The sequence below is a fragment of the Kitasatospora sp. NPDC034023 genome (assembly GCF_055575795.1).
Genome location: NZ_JBVIRY010000005.1, coordinates 13539 through 36262, shown reverse-complemented (window position 1 = coordinate 36262; position 22724 = coordinate 13539). Strand labels below are relative to the sequence as shown.

At 73.9% G+C, this 22724-nt stretch carries 18 protein-coding genes and 2 pseudogenes; 6 read left to right on the top strand and 14 right to left on the bottom strand.

Annotated elements, in window-relative coordinates; all coding sequences use genetic code 11:
- Positions 1–422 precede the first annotated feature (422 nt).
- A pseudogene (locus ACZ52R_RS09160) lies at positions 423–611 on the bottom strand (flavodoxin domain-containing protein); the annotation flags it as partial.
- Between the two features lie 203 nt (positions 612–814).
- On the opposite strand from ACZ52R_RS09160, the gene ACZ52R_RS09155 reads away from it, so the two are divergent.
- A complete protein-coding gene (locus ACZ52R_RS09155; protein WP_465753236.1) occupies positions 815–3733 on the top strand; it encodes a cation-translocating P-type ATPase in 2919 nt (972 codons plus the stop codon).
- A gap of 40 nt (positions 3734–3773) precedes the next feature.
- Here the strand turns inward: ACZ52R_RS09155 and ACZ52R_RS09150 are convergent, their stop codons facing one another.
- Positions 3774–6320, bottom strand: coding sequence for a cation-translocating P-type ATPase (locus ACZ52R_RS09150; RefSeq protein WP_465753235.1), 2547 nt, complete (start codon positions 6318–6320; stop codon positions 3774–3776).
- A 132-nt stretch (positions 6321–6452) separates the two neighbouring features.
- On the opposite strand from ACZ52R_RS09150, the gene ACZ52R_RS09145 reads away from it, so the two are divergent.
- Positions 6453–6638, top strand: a complete 186-nt coding sequence (locus ACZ52R_RS09145) for a DUF6126 family protein (RefSeq protein WP_465753234.1) — start codon at positions 6453–6455, stop codon at positions 6636–6638.
- Between the two features lie 180 nt (positions 6639–6818).
- Positions 6819–7262, top strand: coding sequence for a universal stress protein (locus ACZ52R_RS09140; protein WP_465621793.1), 444 nt, complete (start codon positions 6819–6821; stop codon positions 7260–7262).
- Between the two features lie 22 nt (positions 7263–7284).
- On the opposite strand, the gene ACZ52R_RS09135 is transcribed toward ACZ52R_RS09140, so the two are convergent.
- The 5 genes from ACZ52R_RS09135 to ACZ52R_RS09115 are packed head-to-tail and all read right to left on the bottom strand — an operon-like array spanning position 7285 to position 11864.
- Entirely contained in the window at positions 7285–8664 is a 1380-nt protein-coding gene (locus tag ACZ52R_RS09135) for a Ni/Fe hydrogenase subunit alpha (RefSeq protein WP_465621792.1), read from the bottom strand.
- On the bottom strand, positions 8661–9449 hold the full coding sequence (locus ACZ52R_RS09130; RefSeq protein ID WP_465621791.1) for an NADH-quinone oxidoreductase subunit B family protein: 789 nt from the start codon (positions 9447–9449) through the stop codon (positions 8661–8663). Before ACZ52R_RS09130 ends, ACZ52R_RS09135 begins: the two co-directional genes overlap by 4 nt.
- 2 nt (positions 9450–9451) lie before the next feature.
- The gene (locus ACZ52R_RS09125) at positions 9452–10255 is read right to left on the bottom strand and encodes an FAD/NAD(P)-binding protein (protein WP_465621790.1); all 804 of its coding nucleotides are present in this window, start codon (positions 10253–10255) and stop codon (positions 9452–9454) included.
- A complete protein-coding gene (locus tag ACZ52R_RS09120) occupies positions 10252–10713 on the bottom strand; it encodes a Crp/Fnr family transcriptional regulator (RefSeq protein WP_452185545.1) in 462 nt (153 codons plus the stop codon). The genes ACZ52R_RS09125 and ACZ52R_RS09120 overlap by 4 nt, the downstream gene beginning before the upstream one ends.
- Positions 10710–11864 carry a 4Fe-4S dicluster domain-containing protein gene (locus ACZ52R_RS09115; protein ID WP_465621788.1) on the bottom strand — a complete coding sequence of 385 codons (1155 nt, stop codon included), beginning with the start codon at positions 11862–11864 and terminating at the stop codon, positions 10710–10712. The genes ACZ52R_RS09120 and ACZ52R_RS09115 overlap by 4 nt, the downstream gene beginning before the upstream one ends.
- Before the next feature lie 174 nt (positions 11865–12038).
- Between ACZ52R_RS09115 and ACZ52R_RS09110 the strand changes: the two genes are divergently transcribed.
- Positions 12039–12599, top strand: coding sequence for a hydrogenase maturation protease (locus tag ACZ52R_RS09110; protein WP_465621787.1), 561 nt, complete (start codon positions 12039–12041; stop codon positions 12597–12599).
- A 58-nt stretch (positions 12600–12657) separates the two neighbouring features.
- Entirely contained in the window at positions 12658–13491 is an 834-nt protein-coding gene (locus tag ACZ52R_RS09105) for a ZIP family metal transporter (RefSeq protein ID WP_465663587.1), read from the top strand.
- Positions 13492–13578: 87 nt separating this feature from the next.
- On the opposite strand, the gene ACZ52R_RS09100 is transcribed toward ACZ52R_RS09105, so the two are convergent.
- Both ACZ52R_RS09100 and ACZ52R_RS09095 read right to left on the bottom strand, forming a co-directional pair.
- Positions 13579–14232 carry a helix-turn-helix domain-containing protein gene (locus ACZ52R_RS09100; RefSeq protein ID WP_465621783.1) on the bottom strand — a complete coding sequence of 218 codons (654 nt, stop codon included), beginning with the start codon at positions 14230–14232 and terminating at the stop codon, positions 13579–13581.
- A 27-nt stretch (positions 14233–14259) separates the two neighbouring features.
- Positions 14260–15303: a zinc-dependent alcohol dehydrogenase family protein gene (locus ACZ52R_RS09095; RefSeq protein ID WP_465663586.1), complete on the bottom strand. Its 1044-nt coding sequence runs from the start codon at positions 15301–15303 to the stop codon at positions 14260–14262.
- 194 nt (positions 15304–15497) lie between these two features.
- Here ACZ52R_RS09095 and ACZ52R_RS09090 point away from each other — a divergent pair, with 194 nt between their 5' ends.
- Entirely contained in the window at positions 15498–17213 is a 1716-nt protein-coding gene (locus tag ACZ52R_RS09090) for a sensor histidine kinase (RefSeq protein ID WP_465663585.1), read from the top strand.
- Positions 17214–17372: 159 nt separating this feature from the next.
- Here the strand turns inward: ACZ52R_RS09090 and ACZ52R_RS09085 are convergent, their stop codons facing one another.
- From ACZ52R_RS09085 to ACZ52R_RS09065, 5 genes and pseudogenes are all read right to left on the bottom strand, one after another.
- Positions 17373–18353 (bottom strand): Acg family FMN-binding oxidoreductase, encoded by a 981-nt coding sequence (locus ACZ52R_RS09085; protein ID WP_465621777.1) that lies wholly within the window; start codon positions 18351–18353, stop codon positions 17373–17375.
- Positions 18354–18375: 22 nt separating this feature from the next.
- On the bottom strand, positions 18376–18666 hold the full coding sequence (locus tag ACZ52R_RS09080) for an SHOCT domain-containing protein (RefSeq protein WP_465621775.1): 291 nt from the start codon (positions 18664–18666) through the stop codon (positions 18376–18378).
- A 112-nt stretch (positions 18667–18778) separates the two neighbouring features.
- Positions 18779–18997, bottom strand: a pseudogene (locus ACZ52R_RS09075) (response regulator transcription factor); the annotation flags it as partial.
- Between the two features lie 87 nt (positions 18998–19084).
- Positions 19085–19771, bottom strand: a complete 687-nt coding sequence (locus ACZ52R_RS09070; RefSeq protein WP_465621773.1) for a CBS domain-containing protein — start codon at positions 19769–19771, stop codon at positions 19085–19087.
- Between the two features lie 5 nt (positions 19772–19776).
- Positions 19777–22500, bottom strand: a complete 2724-nt coding sequence (locus ACZ52R_RS09065) for a bifunctional acetate--CoA ligase family protein/GNAT family N-acetyltransferase (protein WP_465621771.1) — start codon at positions 22498–22500, stop codon at positions 19777–19779.
- Positions 22501–22724 lie beyond the last annotated feature (224 nt).

Below are 22724 nucleotides of genomic sequence, written 5' to 3'. Positions count from 1 at the left end.
GAGCCGTCGCTGCCCCACGAGCCCCGCCCGCACGAACCACCGGACTGACTGACCGCGAGGCTGGTCGACCTGCCACCCGCACGGCGCCACTGCTCCGTGCGGGTGGCAGGTCTCGTGCCGGTCGGCCGGGCGGCTGTCGGCTGGTGCGGCTCCGAAGAATGACGATGACTCAAGACCAGTCGGCTGGGGACGAGAGGGGCAGCTGTGGGCGGTACGGTGCGAGAAGACACGTGCGTCCTGGAGATCGGCGAGCCGGACGAGGTGCTGGTACACGCGCTCGGCACAACGCCGGGCCCCGTGGAGCGCGTCGTCACCGACGGTGCGGCGAGGGCGTCATGAACGCCTGGGCCGCAGCTGCCCTCGTCCTGCTGGTGGCAGCGGTGCCGGTGTGCCTGTGGGTGGCGGCGCGAGGCAGCGCGGTGCCAGTGGCCCTCGTAGAGCGAGCTGCCGAGAACGACGGCGTCGAAGTCCGACACGTCCTGTACCTCTGCGGCGGGGACGACGACGGCGTCGAACCCGTCCTGGTCCAAGGTCCGGCCGATCTCCTGGGCGATGCCGGCCGTGGCGCCGTGCTTGCTGCCGTAGGCCACCAGGACCCTCTGCTTCTTCATGGCGCTCCTCCTGCGTGTGCCTGCGCCGTCGGTTCGCGTGGCGAGGCCGACAGCTTCAGCGTGAGCCGTCGTCGGCACCCCGGCCAGGGCCGCTCGCCCCGTTCCCGGGGCCGGTCGGCCCTGCCGCGGGGCCCGGACCGCTGCCTACGGTTCGTACAGGGCCCGGGGTCACCGGGCCGCCCCACGACCACCGGGGAGGGAACATGGCACCGACCGCCGAGCTCCGGTCGTCCGACCGCTCGGACGCCCCCGACCCGCGCGAGCCGATCGCACTGCTGTTCCGGGATCTGCGCACGTCACCGGCGGGTCTGGCGGAGCGCGAGGTGCTCCGGCGCCAGGCCGTGTACGGCCCCAACACCCTTGCCCGGCGCGGCGGGCGGCGCTGGCCCCGCGAGCTCGCGCAGCAGTTCACCCACCCGCTCGCCCTGTTGCTGGCCCTCGCGGCCGCGCTCGCGGCGGTCAGTGGGGCCCCGGCGCTGGCGGTGGCGATCGTCGCGGTGATCCTGCTCAACGCCGCGCTCGCCTTCGCCCAGGAGCAGCAGGCCGAGCGGGCGGTGGAGGCTCTGGCCGCGTTCCTGCCGGAGCAGACGACCGTGGTGCGCGACGGCGCCCGGCGGGACGTGGCCGCCCGCTCGCTGGTCCCGGGGGATGTACTGGTGGTCGAGGAGGGCGAGCGGATCTCCGCCGACGCCCGGCTGCTCGCGGGAGGCGTCGAGGTCGACCTGTCGGCGCTGACCGGTGAGTCGGTGCCGGTGTTCCGCTCGGCGGAACTGGCGGATGTCGAGGGCTCGCTGCTGGACGCCCGCGACCTGCTGTTCTCCGGGACGACGTGCACGGGTGGCCAGGCCCGGGCGGTGGTCACCGCCACCGGCATGCACACCGAGCTCGGCCGGATCGCGGCGCTCAGCCAGCGCACCCACCGTGAGGAGAGCCCGCTGGAGCACCAGGTCAAGCGGGCCGCCCGGCTGATCGCGGTGGTCGCGGTCGGTGTCGGGCTGGCCTTCCTGCCGATCGGTCTCGCCGCGGGCCTCTCACTCGCCGCCGCGGTGAGCTTCGCGATCGGCCTGCTGGTGGCGAATGTTCCGGAGGGCCTGCTGCCGACCATCACCCTCGCGTTGGCCTCCGGAGTGCGCGACCTGGCCCGGCGCGGCGCGGTGGTCAAGCGACTGTCCGCCGTCGAGACGCTGGGTTCCACGACGGTCGTGTGCACCGACAAGACGGGCACGCTGACCGAGAACCGGATGCTGGTGACGGCCGTCTGGACGCCGGGCGGCGAGAGCGCAGTCGACGCCCTGCCGGACGTCCCGCCGCAGGTGCGGCTGGTCGCCGAGGCGGCGGCCGCCTGCACGACGGCTCATCCGGACTCGGGCCACGGCGACCCGACCGAGCTCGCGTTGCTCGACCTGGCCGACCGGCTCGGCGTGCCGTGTCCGCCCGAGCGGCGTGATCGCGACCGTCGGGCCATGTACCGCTTCGACCCCCGCATCAAGCTGATGACCACCGCCGACGCCGAGGACGGCACGGTCGTCCTGCGCACCAAGGGCGCGCCGGAGGAGGTGCTCCTCCACGCCGCGTACTTCCTCGACCACGGCGCGGAGCGGGCCCTCACACCGGACGACCGGACCGAGGTGGCCCACGCCGTCGGTGTCCTGGCCGCCCGGGGCCTGCGAGTGCTCGCCGTGGCCGTGCGTCGGCTGCCGGCCGGCGCACCGCCGCCCGCCCGCCGTGAGGAGGCCGAGCGTGACCTGTGCCTGGTCGGCCTGATCGCCATGGCCGACCCGGCCCGGCCCGAGGTCGCCGACGCGATCACGCTCGCCCACCGGGCCGGCATCACCGTGCACGTCGTCACCGGTGACAACGGTCTTACCGCGGCTGCCATCGCCGCGCAGGTCGGCATCGGCCACCGCGGTTCCCGCATCGTCACCGGCACGGAGCTGGCGGCAATGAGCGAGCCGGAACTGGACACACTGCTCGCCCGGGGCGAGGAGGTGATCTTCGCCCGCACCTCGCCCGAGGCCAAGCTCCGGATCGCGGACGCGCTGCGCGCCGAAGGCCACACCGTGGCCATGACCGGAGACGGCGTCAACGACGCCCCCGCCCTGCGGCGCGCCGACATCGGCGTCGCCATGGGCCGCTCCGGCACGGACGTGGCCCGCGAGTCGGCGACGATGGTGCTGACGGACGACAACTTCGCCACCATCGTGGCGGCCGTCGAGGCCGGGCGGCGGACGTACGACAACATCCGCAAGTTCATCGTCTACATCTTCACCCACGCCGTCCCCGAGGTCGTCCCCTTCCTTGTGTTCGCGCTCGCCGGCGGTGCCATCCCGTTGCCGCTCACGGTGATGCAGATCCTGGCCATCGACCTCGGCACCGACACCCTCCCGGCCCTCGCCCTCGGCCGCGAACGCGCCGAGCCCGGGCTGATGAACCGCCCCCCGCGACCGCGCGGCCAGCGGGTGATCCAGCCCTCGATGCTGGCCAGGGCCTGGGGCTTCCTCGGACTGATCTCGGCCGGCCTGGTGATGTTCGGGTTCCTGCTCACCCTGACGCTGGGAGGCTGGCACCCCGGTGACCCGACCGGCCCCGGCACCGCGTTGCACCTGACCTACCAGCAGGCCACCACGGTGACCTGGCTCGGCATCGTCACCTGCCAGATCGGCACCGCCTTCGCCGCCCGCACCGAGCATGCCTCACTGCGCTCCATCGGCGTCCTCAGCAACCCGCGGCTGCTCGGCGGCATCGGCTTCTCCCTCGCCTTCGCCGCCGCCATCGTCTACCTGCCGCCCCTGCACCACATCTTCGGGACGGCAGCGCTCACCCCGGCCCAACTGGCCGTCGTGGCCCCGTTCCCGTTCGTCGTCTGGGGCGCGGACGAGATACGCAGAGCCCTGGTGCGCCGCCGTACGGCGGAACACGTGGCGCCGGTCGCCGTCGTGCCCGCGCCAGTGCCTCCCGTCGCCGAGGCGTCCGGGCACCATCCGCTCGCCGTCCTCCTGGCCCGGCACGGCTGGAGTGCCCACCGGCTCACCCGCGCCCTCGGGGTCAGCGAGCACGCGGCCGACGAGATCGTCACCCATGCCCGCCGGGTCGCCGCCGAGCACGGCCGCCGCATGCCGTGAGGCGGACCCTCCACGTACCGGAACCGGGCCGGGGCCCTGCTCAGCCCGGCCGCTGTGACGGGAGGATCAGCCCGCGCGCACCCAGCCGTGCCGCCCCGAAGGCCGCCAGCCCGGCTGCCCCCGCCAGCCCGACGTCCGTCCAGGACAGCGGTACGGTCTTCAGGACGTCCTGGAGCAGCGGCAGATACAACGCGCCCGCCGCCAGCCCCGCCGACGTCAGTACGGCCGCCGGGAGGAACGGATTCGCCCGGGTGAACAACCGCTCACGCAGCCCGAGCACCACGCCGAGCTGGGCCGCCAGCAGGGCGAGGAACAGCACGCTCTGCCAGGGCCGCCCGGAAGCCTCGGCCCAGCGGGCGGCTGCCAGGCTCACGGCGGTGACCATCGCGCCCAGCGCGAGGACGCCCTGCCAGAGGCCGGCGCCGAGCACGTGCTCGTGCGGGGCCCTGGGCGGCCGCCGCATCGCCCGGACGGAGACCGGTTCCGCGCCGACCGCGACACCGGTCAGGCCGTGGGTGAGCAGGTTGATCCACAGGATCTGGCCGGCGCGCAACGGCAGCGCGAGACCGAACAGCGGACCCAGGAGCATGACCAGGATCTCCGCCGCACCGCCGGACATGGCGTACAGGAGGAAGCGGCGGATGTTGTCGTAGACCCGGCGGCCCTCCTCCACGGCCGCGACGAGGGTGGCGAGTTCGTCGTCGGCCAGGACGAGGTCGGCGGCCTGGCGGGCCACCTCGGTCCCGCGCCGACCCATCGCCACGCCGATGTCCGCCTGCTGGAGGGCGGGGCCGTCGTTGACGCCGTCGCCGGTCATCGCGGTGACCGCGCCGGCCGCACGCCAGGCCTCGACGATGTCGAGCTTCTGCTGGGGGTCCGTGCGGGCGAAGACGCGCACGGCGGTGAGATCCGGGACGGTTCGCTCGGCCAGGTCCCGGCCGGTGGCCACCGTGCCCGCGCCGCGTTCCAGCAGGCCGACCCGCTCGGCGATCGCGCGGGCCGTGGCCGGGTGGTCACCTGTGATCAGGACCGGGGTGATCCCGGCCCGGCGGCAGGCGGCCAGGGTGGCGGTGGCTTCGGGCTTGGGCGGGTCACTGAGCGCCGCCAGGCCGAGCAGCCGCAGGCCGGACTCGACGGGCCCGGCCTGGGCGCTCCGGGGTCCGCCGGCCACCGCGAGGACCCGGTAGCCGTCAGCGGCGAACTGCGCCGCCCGCGCCGACGCCCGTGCCAGGGTGCTCGCGTCCTCGTCGAGTACGGCCGGGTCGAGAACGGCCTCGGGAGCGCCCTTCAGGCAGGCCTCCAGGCGCCCGTCGGATGTCCGGTGCACAGTGGTCATCCGCTTGCGGAGACTGTCGAACGGCAGCTCGTCCACCCGTGGGAACCGCTCGGCGAGCTCGGCCGGGTCGAGGCCCGCCTTGGCGGCGGCCACCAGCAGAGCGGCCTCGGTCGGGTCCCCGAGAGCCGTCCACTGCCCGTTCTCACCCGGCTTGGGCGGCCGCAGCCCGGCGTCGTTGCACAGTGCCGCCGCCCGCAGCAGCGCCCGGGCCTGGCCGAAACCGTCCGGTGGGTCCACCCGGATCTCGCCCTGCGGCCGGTAGCCGGTGCCGGTCACGGTGGCCTCCCAGCCGGGTGCCCAGAGCCGCTCGACCACCATCCGCCCCTCGGTGAGCGTGCCGGTCTTGTCGGTCGCGAGCACGGTCACCGAACCGAGGGTCTCGACGGCCGGGAGCCGGCGGACCACGGCATGACGGGCGGCCATCCGACGGGCGCCGATCGCGAGCGCGAGCGTCACCACGGCGGGCAGCGACTCCGGCACGGCCGCCACCGCCAGGCTGATCGCGGTGACTGCCATCGCCTCGGGCGCCAGGCCCCGGGCCAGCCCGAGGACGAAGACGACCAGGCACAGGGCGACGGTGACCAGGGCCAGCACCCGGCCGAGCCCGGCGAGCCGCTGCTGCAGCGGTGTGGCCCGAGGGCGCGGGTGAAGCGCGGCGGCGATCCGGCCGAGGGCGCTGTCCGCGCCGGTGGCGGTGACGGTCGCGACCGCCCGGCCGCGCACCACCACCGTGCCGGCGCTGAGTCCGGCGGCACCGGCCACGTCCTTCTCCACGGGGACGGACTCGCCGGTCAGCATCGCCTCGTCCACCAGCAGCGCGGACGCCTCGAACAGCTCGGCGTCCGCGGGAACGATGTCCCCCTCGCCGAGCAGCAGGACATCCCCCGGCACCACGGCGGCGGCCGCCACCTCGCGCTCCTGGCCGTCACGCAGCACCCGCGCCGCAGGCGCGGACAGCGCCGAGAGCGCTGCCACCGCGTTGTCCGCCCGAACCTCCTGGGTGACGCCCACGGCGGTGTTCACCACGACGACGAGGCCGATGACGATCGCATCGGCGTGGTCACCGGTCGCCACCGTCAGCACGACCGCGGCGAGCAGCACCATGATCAGCGGGTCGCGCAACTGTGCAGCGATCCTCGACCACAGTGGCGGTCGCGGCGCCGCCCCGACCACGTTCGGCCCGTGCAGCACCAGCGACCGGGCCGCCTGCTCCGCGGTCAGATCGGCAGGACGGCTGACCGTCCGGGTCACCGCACCACCCGGTCGGCCGGCCACGTGACCGGCCGGAGTCGGCGCGAGAGCGCAAGGTCCGGCCGGGCCTCCACCCGGACGGCCGACGGATCGGCACCAACCACGGCGATCACCTCCGGAGCGACGCACCGGATGGCGGCCCTCCCCCGGCCGGTGCCGGGGGAGGCGGGCGCGGCGCGGCGCGTTCTCGGACACCCTCATGGTCTCTCCGAATGCCCGGGCCCGGGAGGGCCGGTCCGGGCCGGGATCTACGTCCTCGGCACCCACCTGTTCGCCGGCTTCGTCATCCTGCTCTTCGCCCTCGGCAACCGCCGCTGAACCCGCCGCCGAACGAACACCGAGCAGAGGCCCGGTGTCCCGCCCCGTCCAGTCGCCGACCCGAGCGGCCTTCACCGCGGAGATGGGGAGATCGGCTGCGGAAGAGCGTCACGTCGTGACAGGGCGGACAGTTGAAACAGCCCTGATCCCGCCAACCGCACAGCGACCAGGAGGTTCGTCATGGAATCCGCACGCCGAGGCGCCCGCACCATCGTCGTCGGCGTCGACGGCTCGCCGTCCTCGACCACGGCACTGCGCTGGGCAGTGGAACTCGCTCGGCTGGACGGCTCCGCGGTTGAAGCCGTGACCGCCTGGGACTACCTGCCGTGGAGCGGTTGGGGCCTGCCGATCCCGGGCTCCGAGGTGGAGGAGGCGGCCCGTCTCACCCTCTCGAACACCGTGGAGCGCGAGGAGGACACCATGGAATCCCCGGTACCGATCCGGCAGCGCGTCGAATACGGCCACCCTGCCGAGGTGCTGCTGCAGGCAGCTCGCGGAGCTCGGCTCCTGGTCGTCGGCAGCAGGGGTCTCGGCGGCTTCAAGGGCACGATGCTGGGCTCCGTGAGCCGGTACTGCGTGGAACACTCCCCCTGCCCCGTGGTCGTCGTTCGCGGCACCGTCTGAGCGCGCCCCGCTCGGGACCGGCTCAGGTACCGGCCGAGGTGCGCTCCACGGTGAGGTCGAGGAAGTGGGCCGAGCACGAGATGCACGGGTCGTGGTTGCGGATCGCCCGCTCGCACAGGGCGGTCAGTTCGGCGTCGGTGGCATCGCCGGCTCCCAGGCGGTCCTGCACGATGCGGCGCAGGTCCGCCTCGATCGCGCCCTGGTTCTGCGCGGTCGGCGGGACGAGGACGGCATCGGTGACGGTTCCGTCGCCGTCGATGGCGTAGCGGTGGTAGAGCAGCCCTCGCGGTGCCTCGGTGGCTCCGTGACCGGTGGCGGCTCGCGGTGACACCCCGACGTGGGGGCGCGGTGGGGGTCGGTAGGCGTCGATGATGCGCAGCGCCTCGTCGACGGCGTGGAGCACCTCGACCGCCCGGACGACGATGCTGCGGAAGGGGTTTCGGCAGACGGTGCCCTGGCGCGGGTCGCCGAGTCCGGCGTCCTGGGCGGCCTGGAGGGCGATCGGGGAGAGCCAGCGGCCGCTGATCGCGTAGCGGGCGAGCGAGCCGGTGAGGTGGCGGCGGCCGTCCAGCAAGGAGTGGAGGGCGGTGGAGTGCGGCACCTGGCTCTCGACGACGTGGTCTCCGAACGCGTGGACGTCGAAGGCACGGGTGGGCAGTGCGCGGTCGGACCCGTCGGGCAGCCCGGCGGTCTGCGGGGCGGGCATCACGGTCGGGGTGCCCAACTCGATGGCGTAGCTGCCGGGCTCGGCCAAGGCGAGCAGGTCGTGGTCGCAGCCGGCGTCGGGGAAGTCGAAGCCCGCCACCCAGCGGACCGTCTGCTGTGCGTCGTCCCGGGCTCGGCGCAACCGCTCGGCCAGGGGCCGTAGTTCGGCGGTGGTCGGGGTGCGGTGGAAGCCGCCGACGCGGACGTTGACGGGGTGGATCGCCCGGCCGCCGAGTAGTTCCATGATCGCGTTTCCGGCCTGTTTGAGTCGAAGGCCGCGTTCGACGTCGGTCCGGTGGGTGCGGGCCAGGTCGACGGCGCTGTCGCAGCCGAGGAAGTCGGGTGCGTGCAGGAGGTGGATGTGCAGCGTCTGGCTCTCGATCCACTCGCCGCAGTAGAGCAGTCGGCGGAGCGCGGCGAGTTGCCCGTCCACGATGACGCCGCAGGCGTCCTCGACGGCCCGGCAGGCGCTCATCTGGTAGGCGACCGGGCAGATCCCGCAGACCCGCGAGGTGATGTCGGGCGGTTCCGTGTAGGAGCGTCCGCGCAGGAACGCCTCGAAGAACCGCGGGGGTTCGTAGATCGCCAGCCGGGCCTCGGTGACTTCGCCGCCGTCCAGGCCCAGGTGCAGTGCGGTCTCGCCCTCGACACGGGCGAGCGATCCGACGTGGAGCACCCTGGAGCAGCGGTGGGTCACCGGTCCAGCTCCTTCCGGGAGGCCGCCTCGAACTCTGGAGCTGCCGCGTTGAAGGTGCGCAGGACCCGCACCACGTCGAGGGTGTCCATGCCGTCGCGGCGCAGGAGGGGGATGAAGGAGGGGAGGTTCGTGGAGTTCGAGGGGCCGAAGCAGCCGTAGCAGCCCCGGTCGTAGGCGGGGCAGAGCGCACCGCAGCCGGCGTGGGTGACCGGGCCGAGGCAGGGGGTGCCGTGGGCGACCGTCACGCAGACCGTGCCGCGTTGCTTGCACTCGAAGCAGACGCTGTGCGCGGGGACGTCCGGTTTGCGGCCGGCCAGGTGGGCGGTGATGACCTCGATGAGCTGGTGCCGGTCGATGGGGCAGCCGCGCAGTTCGAAATCGACGGGGACGTGGGCGCTGATCGGTGTGGAGGTGGCGAGCGTGTCGATGTAGTCGGGTCGGGCGTAGACGACGGCCTGGAACTCGGCGACGTCGGCGTAGTTGCGCAGGGCCTGGACGCCGCCCGCGGTGGCGCAGGCGCCGATGGTCACCAGGCGGCGCGAGACCGCGCGGATGTGCTGGATCCGCTCGGCGTCCTGCGGGGTGGTGACCGAGCCCTCGACGAGCGACAGGTCGTACGGGCCCGGAGTGCTCGCGCTGGAGGCCTCCGGGAAGTGCGAGATCTCGACCTGCTCGGCGATGGCGAGGAGTTCGTCCTCGCAGTCCAGCAGGGTGAGTTGGCAGCCGTCGCAGGAGGCGAACTTCCACACGGCGAGCGTCGGGCGCCGGTCGGCAGTGCTCGGCATCGTCACAATTCCCTGACCGTGAGGAGGGGTTGGGCGCGGGTCCAGGTGACGACCGGGCCGTCACGGCAGAGCAGGAGGGGGCCGAGCTGGCAGTGCCCGCAGTGGCCGGTCCCGCAGTGCATGGTGCGTTCCAGGGAGACCCTGATCCGGTCGGGGGCGACGCCTCGCTGCACCAGGTCGCGGGCGGTAGCCCTGATCATCGGCTCGGGCCCGCAGATGAACGCCGTTGCCGCCGGCGGGTCGAAGGCCGCCCGGTCGAGCAGGGTCGTGACGACACCGACCTCGCCCCGCCACTGTGTGTCGGGGCGGTCGACGGTGGTCATCGTCCTCGCGGCCGTCCGCCAGCCGCGCACCTCCTCGGCGTAGAGCAGGTCACCGGGCGTCCGCGCTCCGATCAGGACGTTCAACCGCCCGTACTGCTCGGGTGTGGCAAGCGCTGCGCGCACCAGCGGGCGTAGCGGCGCCAGACCGATGCCTCCGGCCACCACCACCAGGTCGAGCCCTGCGGCGGTGGGCAGCTCCCAGCCGGTGCCGAACGGGCCGCGTACCCCGACCGTCGCGCCGGGCCGCAGCCCGTGCAACGCGCCGGAGATCGCGCCGACCGCGCGGACGGTGTGGGTCAGCCGGTGCCCGTCGAAACCGCTGACCGACAGCGGGATGTCCCCGACACCGAAGGCGTACACCATGGCGAACTGCCCCGGGGCGAACGGTGGGAGGGACGGGCCGGGCGGCTCCAGGACGACCGTGGCGGTGTCGGGTGTGTCGGCCTCGCGGCCGACCACCCGGTAAGGGACGGGAGCCGTCATCGCGCCCCACCGTCACCGGGGAGCCCGTAGAGGTCCAGCAGGCGGGTACGGGTGGCCTTCAGCCGCCGGGCGATCACCTGGGCGACGCCGTTCGTCACCGCCAGGCCGAACGCGGGGTCCTCCTCGCACGCGGCGCGGATGCGCTCGGCGTCGAACTCGGACGCCAGCACGGTGCCGCGGGTCTGCGCGCCGAGGTGCCAGCGGTACGGTTCGAACAGCCAGGACCAGCCGAGCAGATCGCCCTCGCCGAGGGTCTCCACGACGGCTTCGCGCCGGCCCGGGACGTGGACGTCGAGCGCGACGCTCCCGGAACTGATGATCCAGAACCGGTCGGCGACGCCGTCCTCCTCGAAGATTCGGGTGCCGCCGGGGAAGGCGACCTCACAGGAGAAGCCCAGCAGACGGTCGCGGTGACCGGGCGGCAGGGCACCGAGGAATCCGTGGCGGGCGACGGTCACGACGGACCCTCCTCCTCCGTCGGCCGAGCCGCGCCCTCCCGCTCGAGGTGCAGCGCGTGGGCCTCCTCCGTGATGTCGATGCCGACCGGGCACCACACGATGCAACGCCCGCAGCCGACGCAGCCCGAGCTGCCGAACTGGTCGTACCAGGTGCCGAGTTTGTGGGTGGCCCACTGCCGGTAGCGGCTGCGCGGGGTCTCCCGGACCGGGCCCGCCTGGAGGTGGGAGAAGTCCAGATCGAAGCAGGACTCCCAGCGCCGCCACCGCTCGGCGTGGTCGCCGGTCAGGTCGGTGACGTCCTCGGCGGTGGTGCAGAAGCAGGTCGGGCAGACCATCGTGCAGTTGCCGCAGGTCAGGCAGCGGGCCGCGACGTCGTCCCAGCGCTCGGCCGTGAGGGTCTCGCGCATCAGCGCCCGCAGGTCCACCGGCGGCATGCTGCGGCCCATCCGGTCGGCCGCCCCGGCGACCCGCTCGCGGGCGGCCGACCGGGTCGCGGCATCGGCGGTGCGGCTCGGCAGTTCGGCCAGGACCGACTCCCCCTCCTGGCTCCCGGCCCGCAGCAGGAAGCGGTGGCCGTCGGCGTCGAGCACCTCGGTGAGCGCCAGGTCGTAGCCGGGTCCGACGGCCGGCCCGGCGCCCATGGACACGCAGAAGCAGGTCGCGCCCGGTTCGGTGCACTCCACCGCCACCAGGAACGCCCGTTCGCGGCGCCCCCGGTACGCCGGGTCGGCGTGCGTCCCGCCGGTCAGCACCCGGTCCTGGATCGCAATGGCCCGCAGGTCGCAGGGGCGGACGCCGAGGAACGCATAGGAGGGCGGCGGCGTCCGGTCCTCCGTCACCACCAGCTCCCCGTCGGCGCCCCGGTCGGCCGTCCACTGCCGCTCTCGTGGCGGGTGCAGGAACGTCTTCCATGACTGCGGGCCCGCGCTGTGGGCGAACCCGGCGCCGTCCTCGCGGGCCCGTAGCCGGTACGTCCCGGCCTCCAGTTCGACTCCCCAGCCGTAGGGCAGGTCCTCGCCGCCGGAGAGTTCGGCCAGGACGATCGCCCCGTCGCGGACCGTCGGCCCGACGACCGTACGACCACGCCCGGCGAGGACGGCGATGAGCACGCTCAGCCCGTCCTTCTCGATCACCACCGCGCCGTCCGCCACGTCAACCTCCGCGCACCGATCACGCAGCCCGGCCAGGAGCTGTCCCGGCCAGTATCTGCGCGGACCCGTGACCAGGCGTCTCGGCGTGGTCCAGGTGGCGGCGTCCACTCCCCGTACGGTCCCGGGACGGCCTCGGTGCGACTGGCGGCCACGACGAACGGGAAGGCGAACCGCATGAACGTCGCCACGAGGATCGCCGTCATCGGTGTCGGGAACGAGTACCGGCACGATGACGGTGTGGGCTGGGCCGTCGTGGCGCGGCTGGCAGAGCGGGCCGAGCGGCAGCCCCTACCGGGCGGGACCGTGCTGCGGGTGTGCGACGGCGACCCGGCCCGGCTCATCACGCTGTGGGATGGCGCCGAACTCGCCATCGTGGTGGATGCCGCCCATGCCCACCCCGGACGCCCCGGACGGGTCCACCGCCTGGCACTGGAGAGTGAACGGCTGACACCGGCGGGCGGCGCGACGAGCTCCCACGGGCTCGGCCTCGGCGAGGCCGTCGAGCTCGCCCGAGCGCTCGACAGGCTCCCCGGACACCTCGTCGTGTACGCCGTGGAGGGCGCCGACGCGAGTCTGGGCACCGGCCTGTCGGCACCCGTCGCAGCCGTCGTGGAATCCCTCGCCGGGCGGATCGCGGACGACATCGCGCTGCTCGGAGGCTCGCCCTCCCCGGCCCGGCGGCGTCCGCCCCTGGCGTCCGGACGCTCCGGGAGACCACCAGGGTCAGATAGTTAGGTTAGGCTTACCTCATAGGGCATGCCCCGCCCGGAACCCGTGCTCCCCGGAGCCTCCCATGTCAGGTCCGCAGATCGCCCTGCTCGGCGCCCTCGCCGGCCTCACCATCTACCTCGGCCTACCGATCGGGCGCGTGCGCAACCCCGCTCCACGGCCGCGAGCCGCACCGAACGCTCTGGCCGTCGGCATCCTGCTCTTCCTGCTCTGGGACATCCTCACCGCCGCCTGGAAGCCGATCGACGCGGCCCTGACCGCGCACCGATGGAGCACCGTCGCCACCGATGGCCCGCTGCTCGCGACCGGCCTGGCCGTCGGGCTGCTGGGCCTCGTGCGCTACGACCGATGGATCACCCGCCGCCGGGCACCGAACGCACCGACGTCCAGCGGACCGGGCGCGTCGGCAGCGACCGGACAACCCGCTACCCCCAGCCGCTCCCGGGCCGCCGATCTGGCCCTGGTGATCGCCGTCGGCATCGGTCTGCACAACTTCGCGGAGGGCCTGGCCATCGGCAACTCCGCCGCCAAGGGCGAACTCTCCCTCGCCCTCCTGCTCGTCATCGGCTTCGGTCTGCACAACGCGACCGAGGGCTTCGGGATCGTCGCCCCACTGGCCGCCGCCGGTGAACGCCCGTCCTGGGGCACCCTCGCGCTGCTCGGCCTCATCGGGGGCGGCCCCACCTTCGTGGGCACCCTCGTCGGCCGACAGGTGGCCGACGCAACCGTCAACATCGCGTTCCTGGGGCTGGCCGCCGGCTCCGTCCTCTACGTGGTCATCGAGTTGCTCGCGGTAGCCCGACGCGCCGCGATGAAGGAACTCACCACCAGGATGATCCTGCTGGGCCTGCTGCTCGGCTTCGCCACCGATGCCGTTATCACCGCCGCGGGCGTTTGAGGCCGACCCGATCGCCAGGTCACCGGAGCAGCGACTGGTCGTCGGCCGGCACGGCGAGCCACGCGGCCCCGTGTCCTGGAGAAACGTTCACCCGGTGCCGATTCGGCGGCCGGTGATCTGGTCCGCCCCGATGCGCACCCACAGCGGCCGGGAGCCGCCGGCCCACGGCGTTGCGCCTGGCAGGGCCGACAGCCGCAATTGCTCCTCGGGATCGTCGACGTGCTGGGCGTGGCCGACGACGAGGACGCTCCAACCCCGACTCCGGCGGTCGTCGATGTGGTCCACCTGGAAGGAGACCGGGGAGCCGTCGGGCGGGGCGGCGGCGCCTGCGGGGGCCGTGCGGTAGACGATCGTCGCGGCATCCACCGCGTAGTTGACCGGAAAGACGGCCGGTCCCGGCTGGACGGGCAGGACAATCCGGCCGATGCCGTGGGTGCCGATCAGCTCCCAGCACTGGGGCTCGGTGAGATGCAGCAACAGGGGGCGCGAAGCGGGCTCCGTCTGTCCGGGCGGGGCGTCGGGGCGATGGCCCTCCATGAGCTCCGGCCAGGTCATCCCGAGCACGGCGGCGATCCGGACGAACCCGGGCGGGTCGAACTCCGGCCCGGCCTCCAGCAGATGCCGCAGGTAGGTCGGCGCCATGGCGGCCTGGTAAGCCAACCTCTCTTCGCTCAGGCCGAGTTGGTCGCGGCGCCGGATGATCCGGCGGGCGAGGTCGGCGGGGTCGGGCCGGTCGGTCATGGTGTCAGCTCCTCCGTGCGACAGCGGTCACGTCCGGAAGAGCGCGACCTTCAGGGCCCCGGTGTCGGCAGCGTCAGCGAAGACGTCGTACGCGTCCTGCATCTCGTCGAGGCCGAAGCGGTGGGTGACCAGCCCGGCGACGTCCAGTCGGCCGACGGCCAGCATGTCGAGCAGCATGGGGGTGCTGTGCGTGTCGACGAGGCCGGTCGTGATGGTGACGTCGCGGATCCAGAGGTCCTCCAGGTGGAGCACCGCTGGCTTGCCGTGGACGCCGATGTTGGCAACCCGGCCGCCGGGGCGCACCAGGCGGGTGCACAGTTCGAACGTGTCGGGGACGCCGACCGCCTCGATCGCGACGTCGACGCCGAGACCGCCCCGGCTCAGTTCCCGGACGGCCTCCGGGGTGGCCTCGGTGACGGTGAGCACAGTGTCGGCGCCGAAGCGCTCGGCCGCGTCGAGACGACTCTGCGCGAGGTCGACGGCGATGATGCGGGCCGGGCTGTAGAGCCGGGCAGTGAGGACCGCAGCGAGTCCGATGGGCCCGGCGCCGACGATCGCGACGGTGTCGCCCGGGCCGACCCGGCCGTTGCGGACGCCGACCTCGTAGGAGGTGGGCAGGATGTCGGCGAGCAGCAGGGCGTCCTCGTCCCGGACGCCGTCGGGCAGCGGGTGCAGCGAGGTGTCGGCGAAGGGGGTGCGGACGTACTCGGCCTGGCAGCCGTCGATCAGGTGGCCGAGGATCCAGCCGCCACCGCCGGTGCACTGGCCGTAGCTCGCGGCACGGCAGTAGGCGCAGCGGCCGCAGGCGGAGATGCAGGAGACCAGGACCCGGTCACCGGCCTGCACGGTACGGACCCCGGGGCCGGTCTCGCTGACGGTGCCGACGGCCTCGTGGCCGAGGACGCGGCCCTCGGTGACCTCGGGGACATCGCCCTTGAGGATGTGCAGGTCGGTGCCGCAGATGGTCACCGCGTCCACCCGGACGACGGCGTCCTCGGGGTCGCGGACGACGGGATCAGGGACGTCGCCCCAGGTACGACGGCCGCTTCCGTGGTAGGTGAGTGCCTTCATGCCCTGACTACTCCTCTCGGGCGGCGGAGCCGGGCCGGTTCCACTCGCCCTTCCAGGTTTCCGCGCATCCGTGACCGCCGCCAGGGGCCCGGTGGGGTCCTGGCGCTGGACCGATGGGCCCCCTTCGTGTCCGGCGCGGCAAGCCGGGCGCACCTACGCTGGTCAGTGGCGTCGGGTGAGCCGTGGAGGATGCCTTGGGCAGCGCGTCGGAGAGTTCCGCCCCCGTGGCGAAGCTGCGCCTGGACGACCTTCTGGACGAGCTCCAGGCCCGGCTGGACACAGCCCGGGGTACCCGTGACCGGGTGCACAGCCTGCTGGAGGCGGTGCTGGCGGTCGGCCGCGACCTGGAGCTGTCCGAGGCCCTGCGGCACATCGTGGAGGCGGCGGTCACCCTGGTGGACGCCGAGTACGGCGCGCTCGGCGTGATCGGCGAGGACCAGCGGCTGTCGCAGTTCATCCCGGTCGGCGTCACGGACGAGCAGGTCAAGCTGATCGGCGCGCTGCCGTCCGGGCACGGTGTGCTGGGCGAGCTGATCCGCCACCCCGAACCGTTGCGGCTGGCGCGGATCTCCGACCACCCGGCGTCCTACGGCTTTCCCACCAACCACCCGCCGATGAGCAGCTTCCTGGGAGTGCCGATCCGGATCCGGGGCAAGGTGTTCGGCAACCTCTACCTGACCGAGAAGCGCGGCGGCGGCGCGTTCGACGCCGACGACGAGGCGGTGCTCGCCACCCTCGCCGTCGCGGCCGGGGTCGCGATCGACAACGCCCGGCTGTACGCCCGGGCCCGGCAGCGGCAGCGCTGGCTGGAGGCGAGCGCCGAGGTCACCAACAGCCTGCTCAGGGGCAGCGCGGAGCAGGAGGTGCTGGACCTGCTGATCGCCCGCGCCACAGAACTCGCCGAGGCGGACCTCGCCGTCGTCGCCGTACCGCTGCCGGACACCGGCGGACTGGAGGTCCGGATCGCCGTCGGTATGGGCGAGGAGGACCACCGGGGTCTGGTGCTGCCAGTCGAGGGCTCGTTCATGGGCGCGGCCGTCCGCACCGACGGGATCGTGGTGAGCCCGGACGTCCAGAAGGACCGTAGGATCACCGCCGGTCCGCCACGCTGGGAGGGCCTCGGCCCGGCCGTCGCCGTCCCCATCGGCACCGCCGAACAGGGCGTACGCGGTGTGCTGATGCTTGCCCGGGCAGCCGGCGCCCCGCTGTTCGAGGAGAGCGAGTCCGTGCCGCTGCTGGGTTTCGCCGGCCAGGCGGCGGTGGCGATGGAACTCGCCGAGCGCCGCCGGGACTCCGAGCAGGTCGCGCTGCTGCGGGAACGCGACCGGATCGCCCGCGACCTCCACGACCTGGCGATCCAACGGCTCTTCGCCACCGGGATGACGCTCCAGGGTGCCACCCGCTTCATCGACCATCCGGAGGCCACCAACCGCGTCCTGCGGGCCATCGACGACCTGGACGAGACGGCGAAGACGATCCGCGCCACCATCTTCGGCCTGCGCCTGCGCGAGTCCGGCCCAGCTGCAGTCGGCCTTCGCACGCGGCTCGTCGATATCGTCGAACACGCTACGCGCGCCCTCGGCTTCACCCCGGCCCTGCGGATGACCGGCCTGCTCGACGCCACCGTGCCCGCCGAGATCGCGGACGCCGCCGTTGCGGTCCTGGAGGAAGCCCTGTCCAACGTGGCCCGCCATGCGAAGTCCGACGCCGTCGAGGCATCGGTCGCCGCCGGTACGGACCTCACCCTCACCGTGACCGACAACGGGATCGGCCTGTCCGACGGCGGGCGGCGCAGCGGGCTCGCCAACCTGGCCGACCGCGCCGACGCCCTCGGTGGCACCTTCACCGTCCGCACCCGCGCCGAGGGCGGCACCGAACTGGTCTGGCGGGTACCGCTGCCCGATGATTAGGGCCCGTCCCGAGCTGCCACACGGGACACCGGCGGGGTGTGCGGGTGTGTCCGGCCACGACTACGGGAGCCGGCGGGGGCACGCGATCGTCATCAACCTCTCGCCCGAGGACCGGGCAGGCCTTCGCGCCATGCGCGAGGGCCCGCACCTGGCTCGCCGTCACAACGGGTCCAGCACGTCATCGGCGGCCAGGCGGGGCGTGGGGGCGCCTTCGGGCCCGTAGCCGAGGCGGATCAGCATCTGGACGTAGCCGGGGCGGTGGTGCGGGTCGCGGGTCTCCCAGCGCAGGTAGGGCCACTCCATGGCCTGGTGCAGCAGGGAGGCGCGGACGCCGTGGACGGTGGCGGCGAGCAGGACGTGTTCCAGGGCGAGGCCGGCGCGCAGCCAGTCCGTCGGCGTGTCGTGCTCGGTGGTGAGGACGGCGATGCGGGGCTCGGCTTCGAAGGAGGCGGGCGCCCGGTGCTCGGCGGCGTGGATGGCGGAGAAGTCGCGCATCGGCAGGTGGCCGCCCCGGTCCTGGGGGCCGAGCGCGGCGACCGGGATGCCGTAGGGCGGCACCTCGCCCGTGCGGATCCAGCTGCGGCTCTCGTCCCGCTGGGCCGGGGCGGTGGTGTTGCGCCGTTCGGCCTCGGCGGTGAGGTGCAGCAGTCGGGCGGTCTCCGCGTGGTCGGGCAGATGAAGCGCCGCATCCTCAGCCCGCGCGGCCGTGGCCAGTTCGTCGAGGACGGCCGGCGGCACGGGCTCGCCGGTGAACGGTGTGCGGATGGAATGGCGGTGCCAGATCGCCTCGTACAGCTTCTCGGTAACCGGGACCGGCGCTGTGGCCACGATGTCGAGCCGGACGGCGGCGAGCAGGTCCGGCTCGGCCGGGTCGGGCAGCAGGCGCACGTCGGGCGCCCAGCCGAGATGACGGGCGGCGACCCGCAGGTTGAGGACGGCCGCGCCGACGGAGATGTGCAGGGCCCGGCCCTGCGGGTCGGCCGCCGGGACGGCCCGGCTCCGGTCGGCCCGGACCTCCAGGGTCGAGGTGTCGGGCTCGAACCGGAAGCGCCAGGGCTGGCTGTTGTGGATCGAGGGTGCGGCGACCGCCGCGGAGACGAGCTTCTCCAGTGCGGCGGCGTCGAGGGCGAGGGTGGGCATGACCGCCTCCAGGGGTGCGGTGTCAGCCTGAGCCGGGCGGGTCGCCGCCGCGCAGGGTTTCCAGGCGGCTGCGGTACTCGTCGGGGTCGATCTCGCCACGGGCGAGGCGTTCGGCGAGCAGCTGTTCCGGCGTGGGCCGCTGTGGCGGTGGCGCGGTGGGCGTCGACGCCGCCGGGCCGTGCGGGGCGGTCCGCCCCACGTACCGGACCAGGGCGATCACGCCGAAGGCCACGAGCGCGAGGAGGAGCAGCATGCTCACGGTCATCAGGCCGATTCCCCAGCCGTTCATGCCGTGATCGTTCCAGTACATCATCGCCGTCTCCTCAGCCGTGGTGGGCGGTCGATCACCTCCACCTTGCAGCCGGGGCCCGGCGCGGCGCTTGGGCCGTTCGGCTCCCTCCGGGGGTCCACCCGGGCACTGTGGCTCAGTGCGGGCGCTGGTGGTGCTGTTCGGGCTCGGCGTGGGCGGCGAGGACAGCGGCCTGGAGGCGGCGCTCGACGCCGAGCTTGGCGAGCAGGCGCGAGACGTGGTTCTTCACCGTCTTCTCGGCGAGGTAGAGCTCCTGACCGATCTGTCGGTTCGTCTTCCCCTCCCCCACCAGGGCGAGGATCTCCCGTTCCCGGGGCGTGAGTTGGGCGAGCGCGACATCGGTCGCACTCTCCTCGTGGTGGCGCAGCTACCGCAGCAGGTGGACCTGCGGCTGATCCACGCGGTATGAGTCGGGGTGAGGTCAGCAACCGGCCGACGGCCGGCTGTCGTCCGTGTCCCACGTGAGGTGGTCGGCGAGGCCGTTGATGCCGTCGATCCGGGCGATCTGGAGGCAGAGCGCTGCGGCATCGCTGCGGGTGCGGGTGCGTCCGGCCACCGAGACGCGGCCCCGCTCGCAGCGGATGTGCAGCGAGTTCCCGACGACGCCGCTGCCCGGGGTGAGGGCGAGGTCGAGGGCCTCGGCCCGGATCGCCTCGTCGTCGCGGCGCAGGGCGTCAAGCAGGTCGTGCGAGGACAGCAGGCCGACCAGCCGGCCGTCACCGTCCACGACGGGCAGGTGGTGCAGGGAGTGCCCGGCCAGCAGGGCCACCGCCGCGACGGCGCTCGTGTCGTCCGTGACGGTGATCGCGGGGGCAGCCATGAGGTCGCGGGCACGGAGCTCGTCCTGGAGGTCCTCGTCGGCGTAGGCGGCGAGCAGGTCGGACGCGGCGACCACGCCGGTGACCGTGCTGTCCGCCGTCACCACCGGCACGATGCCGCGCCGCGAGGCGCTCAGCACGGCGGCGACGGTGGCGAAGTCGGTGCCCGGGGTGACGGCGACGCCGGGTCGGCTCATGCAGTCGCCGACGCGGGTCCGGCCGGGCGGCCGGGCGGGATCGGGAGACGGGAAGGTGTCGCTCGGTGTGCCGTCGAGGATGCTGTGCTTCACGGTGTTCACTCCCCCTCGACGACCGTGGGCCGCCGGAGCCGCCGCAGGTAGGGGTCGAAGGAAGGCCGGGGTTCGAGCCGGACCCGGGCGTCCACGCAGACGGCTCCGTCGGGGCGGGCGATGACGGGGTTGAGGTCGACCTCGACGACTTCCGGGAAGTCGTCGGCCAGCCGGGACAGCCGGGCGAGCACGGACCGCACGGCCGAGAGGTCGACCGGAGGTGATCCGGCATGCCCTGACAGCAGGGGCGCGCCGCGCAGTTCGGCGACCATGGTGGCGAGGTCACGTTCGCTCAGCGGAGCGAGCCGGGCCACCCGGTCGGCGAGGACTTCGGTGGCGGTGCCTCCCATGCCCAGGATGACCAGCGGCCCGAAGACGCGGTCCTGGACGACGCCGGCCAGCAGCTCGACCCCTGGCACCGCCATCGGCTGAACCACCGCCCCGGCCAGGTCCGCCCCGAATCTGCGGGCGAACTCCCGGTAGGCGGCGCGGACTTCACCGTCGTCGGCGAGGCCCGTACGGACGGCGCCCGCGGCGCTCTTGTGCACCTGGCCCGGCCAGTACGCCTTCAGCGCGACCTTGCCCTCGTACCCCAGGCGTCGCAGCCCGGCGGCGGTGAGCACGGCGAGGTGTTCGTCGCGCGCCCAGACCGAGGTGACGAGCGGCAGGCCGTAGCTCTCCAGCAGGTCGGCGGTGGTCAGCGGATCGAGCCAGCCGCCCTCGCGGTGGGCTGTGAGGTAGCCGTCGACCAGACTGCGCGCGGTGCGCTGGTCACAGTCGGGCGGGTCCACCTCGGCGGAGGCCGGTTCGGCGAGCCACTGAGCGCGGTCCCGAGCATGGGCGAGGGCGCGGGCCGCCGCTGCGGTGTCCGAGTACACCGGCAGTGCTCCGCTGTCCGCGCAGCCGCGGTACCGGACGGGCACCTGCTGGTCGAGCAGGACGGCGGCGATCGGGACGCGGCGCCGGGCCGGGCCCTCCAGCAGGGCACGCACCGGGTCGCGGCCGGGGGTGGTGCCCAGCGCCGTCGGCACCAGGCACACCAGGATCGCGTCCACAGCCGCCTCGTGCTCCAACGCCCTGAGGAAGCAGGCCAGTTCGGTCGGACCGATCGCCGCCGTGGTGTCCACCGGGTTGCGAACGGAAGCACCGGGCGGCAGCAACTCGCTCAGCTCCTGCGGGAGTTCGGGCAGAGTCAGCCCGACGTCGACGCAGGCGTCCGCAGCCAGGATCCCGATGCCGCCCGCGTTGGAGACCACGGCGACCGCGCCGCGCGGGGCGGGCAGCGGCTGGGCGTGCAACAGGGCGGCGGCCTCGACGAGTTCCTCGATGCTGCGGGTGGCCGTGATGCCGGCCTGCCGGAACAGCGTCTGCCGGGTGACGGTCGGGGTGGCAGCCGCCGCAGTGTGCGAGGCGGCTCCCCGGCGCCCGGCGTCCGAGCGGCCGGCATCCACGGTCAGCACCGGCAGCTTCCGGGTGACGCGGCGGGCCGTGCGGGCGAAGGCCCGCGGGCTGCCGAAGGACTCCAGGTGGAGCAGGGCCAGGTCGGTGCGGCCGTCCACCTCCCACCACTGGAGCAGGTCGTTGCCGCTCACGTCGTACTTGTCGCCGAGCGAGACGAAGCTCGACACCCCGACCCCCAACCAGGCCAGCCGCTCCAGCAGGGCGATCCCGACGCCGCCGCTCTGCACGGCCACCCCGGCGGTTCCGGGCCTCGGGAACGCCCCGCCGAACTCGGCGTCCAGCCGGACGGCGGGATCGGCCTGCGCGATGCCGAGGCTGTTCGGGCCGACCAGCCGCACGCTGTACCGGCGGCAGGCGCGCATCAGCCGCCGGGCGCCGTCCGGGCCGAGCCCGGAGGTGAGCACCACCAGCGCCCGGACGCCTGCCCGGCCGCACTCCTCGGCAACCTCCCCCACCGCGGCAGCCGGGACGGCAAGCACCGCGAGATCCGGCACGGCCGGTAGCGCGCCGACGGACGGGTACGTGGGCTCGCCGTCGACCTCGGCGGCGTGCGGGTTGACCGCCCAGACCGGCCCGGCGAAGCCGCCCTGCCGGATCCTCGCGAGGACGGTCCGCCCGACGGACCCCTCCCGACGGGACACCCCGACCACCGCGACCGAGGCCGGGCGCAGCAGCGCGGCCAGGCTCGCCACGTCGGCCCGGCGGCCTCGTTCGTCGACCGCCGCACGGTAGCGCTCGTCCGTCTCGTCCAGCGGCACCCGCACCCTGACCTCCCCTTGCGCGAGCCGGCGATGCACCGGCAGGCCGAGGTCCGCGAACACCTTGTGCACCCCGCGGTTGCCGGCCAGGGTGTCGGCCTCGAAACAGCGGACGCCCACGGCCCGGGCGGCGTGCACGAGGTGCTCCAGCAGCAGGGTCGCGACGCCGCGACGGTGCCAACGGTCGGCCACCGCGAGCGCCAGCTCCGCCGTCTGCGGCGAATCGTCCAGCAGCTCACAGTCCGCCTCGCCCACCAGCTCCTCCCCCGCCCAGGCCCCCAGTACCAGCAAGCCGGGGCGCGGCGGCCCGCACAACCGGTCGGCGGCCTGCCGCGGCGCGTTGCGGCTGACGCCGAAGAACCGCATCCGGCGGCTCTCCTCGGACATCCCGGCGGTGTGCAGGTCGAGCACCGCCTGGTGGTCCTGCGGGCCGAGCGGACGGATCCGGACGGTGGTGCCGTCGGCCAGCAGTGCCTCGGCGGTGCTGCGCAGCGGGTGGACGGTGGACATGGCGCATCTCCTCGGCCGTCGCCGTTCTACCCCTCCAGCCTCCACGTCCGCCCCTGGCCCCGGCAGGGCCGACCGGCCCCGCCCGCGCCGCCGAACGGCGCCGTCGCCCACGGAGGGTCGCCGGATGGCCCGTCGGTCCTGCCGAATCCTCGCCCGCGCCGTCCACCGGGCACTCACCGCGCTGGCCCCCCAGTCAGGCGTTCCTCGCCGGTGCCGGTCCGCTC

Coding starts and splice junctions, on each gene's coding strand:
- ACZ52R_RS09155 (WP_465753236.1), top strand. CDS start 815: ATGGCACCGACCGCCGAGCTCCGGTCGTCCGACCGCTCGGACGCCCCC.
- ACZ52R_RS09145 (WP_465753234.1), top strand. CDS start 6,453: ATGGCGGCCCTCCCCCGGCCGGTGCCGGGGGAGGCGGGCGCGGCGCGG.
- ACZ52R_RS09140 (WP_465621793.1), top strand. CDS start 6,819: ATGGAATCCGCACGCCGAGGCGCCCGCACCATCGTCGTCGGCGTCGAC.
- ACZ52R_RS09130 (WP_465621791.1), bottom strand. CDS start 9,449: ATGCCGAGCACTGCCGACCGGCGCCCGACGCTCGCCGTGTGGAAGTTC.
- ACZ52R_RS09125 (WP_465621790.1), bottom strand. CDS start 10,255: ATGACGGCTCCCGTCCCTTACCGGGTGGTCGGCCGCGAGGCCGACACA.
- ACZ52R_RS09110 (WP_465621787.1), top strand. CDS start 12,039: ATGAACGTCGCCACGAGGATCGCCGTCATCGGTGTCGGGAACGAGTAC.
- ACZ52R_RS09105 (WP_465663587.1), top strand. CDS start 12,658: ATGTCAGGTCCGCAGATCGCCCTGCTCGGCGCCCTCGCCGGCCTCACC.
- ACZ52R_RS09100 (WP_465621783.1), bottom strand. CDS start 14,232: ATGACCGACCGGCCCGACCCCGCCGACCTCGCCCGCCGGATCATCCGG.
- ACZ52R_RS09095 (WP_465663586.1), bottom strand. CDS start 15,303: ATGAAGGCACTCACCTACCACGGAAGCGGCCGTCGTACCTGGGGCGAC.
- ACZ52R_RS09085 (WP_465621777.1), bottom strand. CDS start 18,353: ATGCCCACCCTCGCCCTCGACGCCGCCGCACTGGAGAAGCTCGTCTCC.
- ACZ52R_RS09080 (WP_465621775.1), bottom strand. CDS start 18,666: ATGATGTACTGGAACGATCACGGCATGAACGGCTGGGGAATCGGCCTG.
- ACZ52R_RS09065 (WP_465621771.1), bottom strand. CDS start 22,500: ATGTCCACCGTCCACCCGCTGCGCAGCACCGCCGAGGCACTGCTGGCC.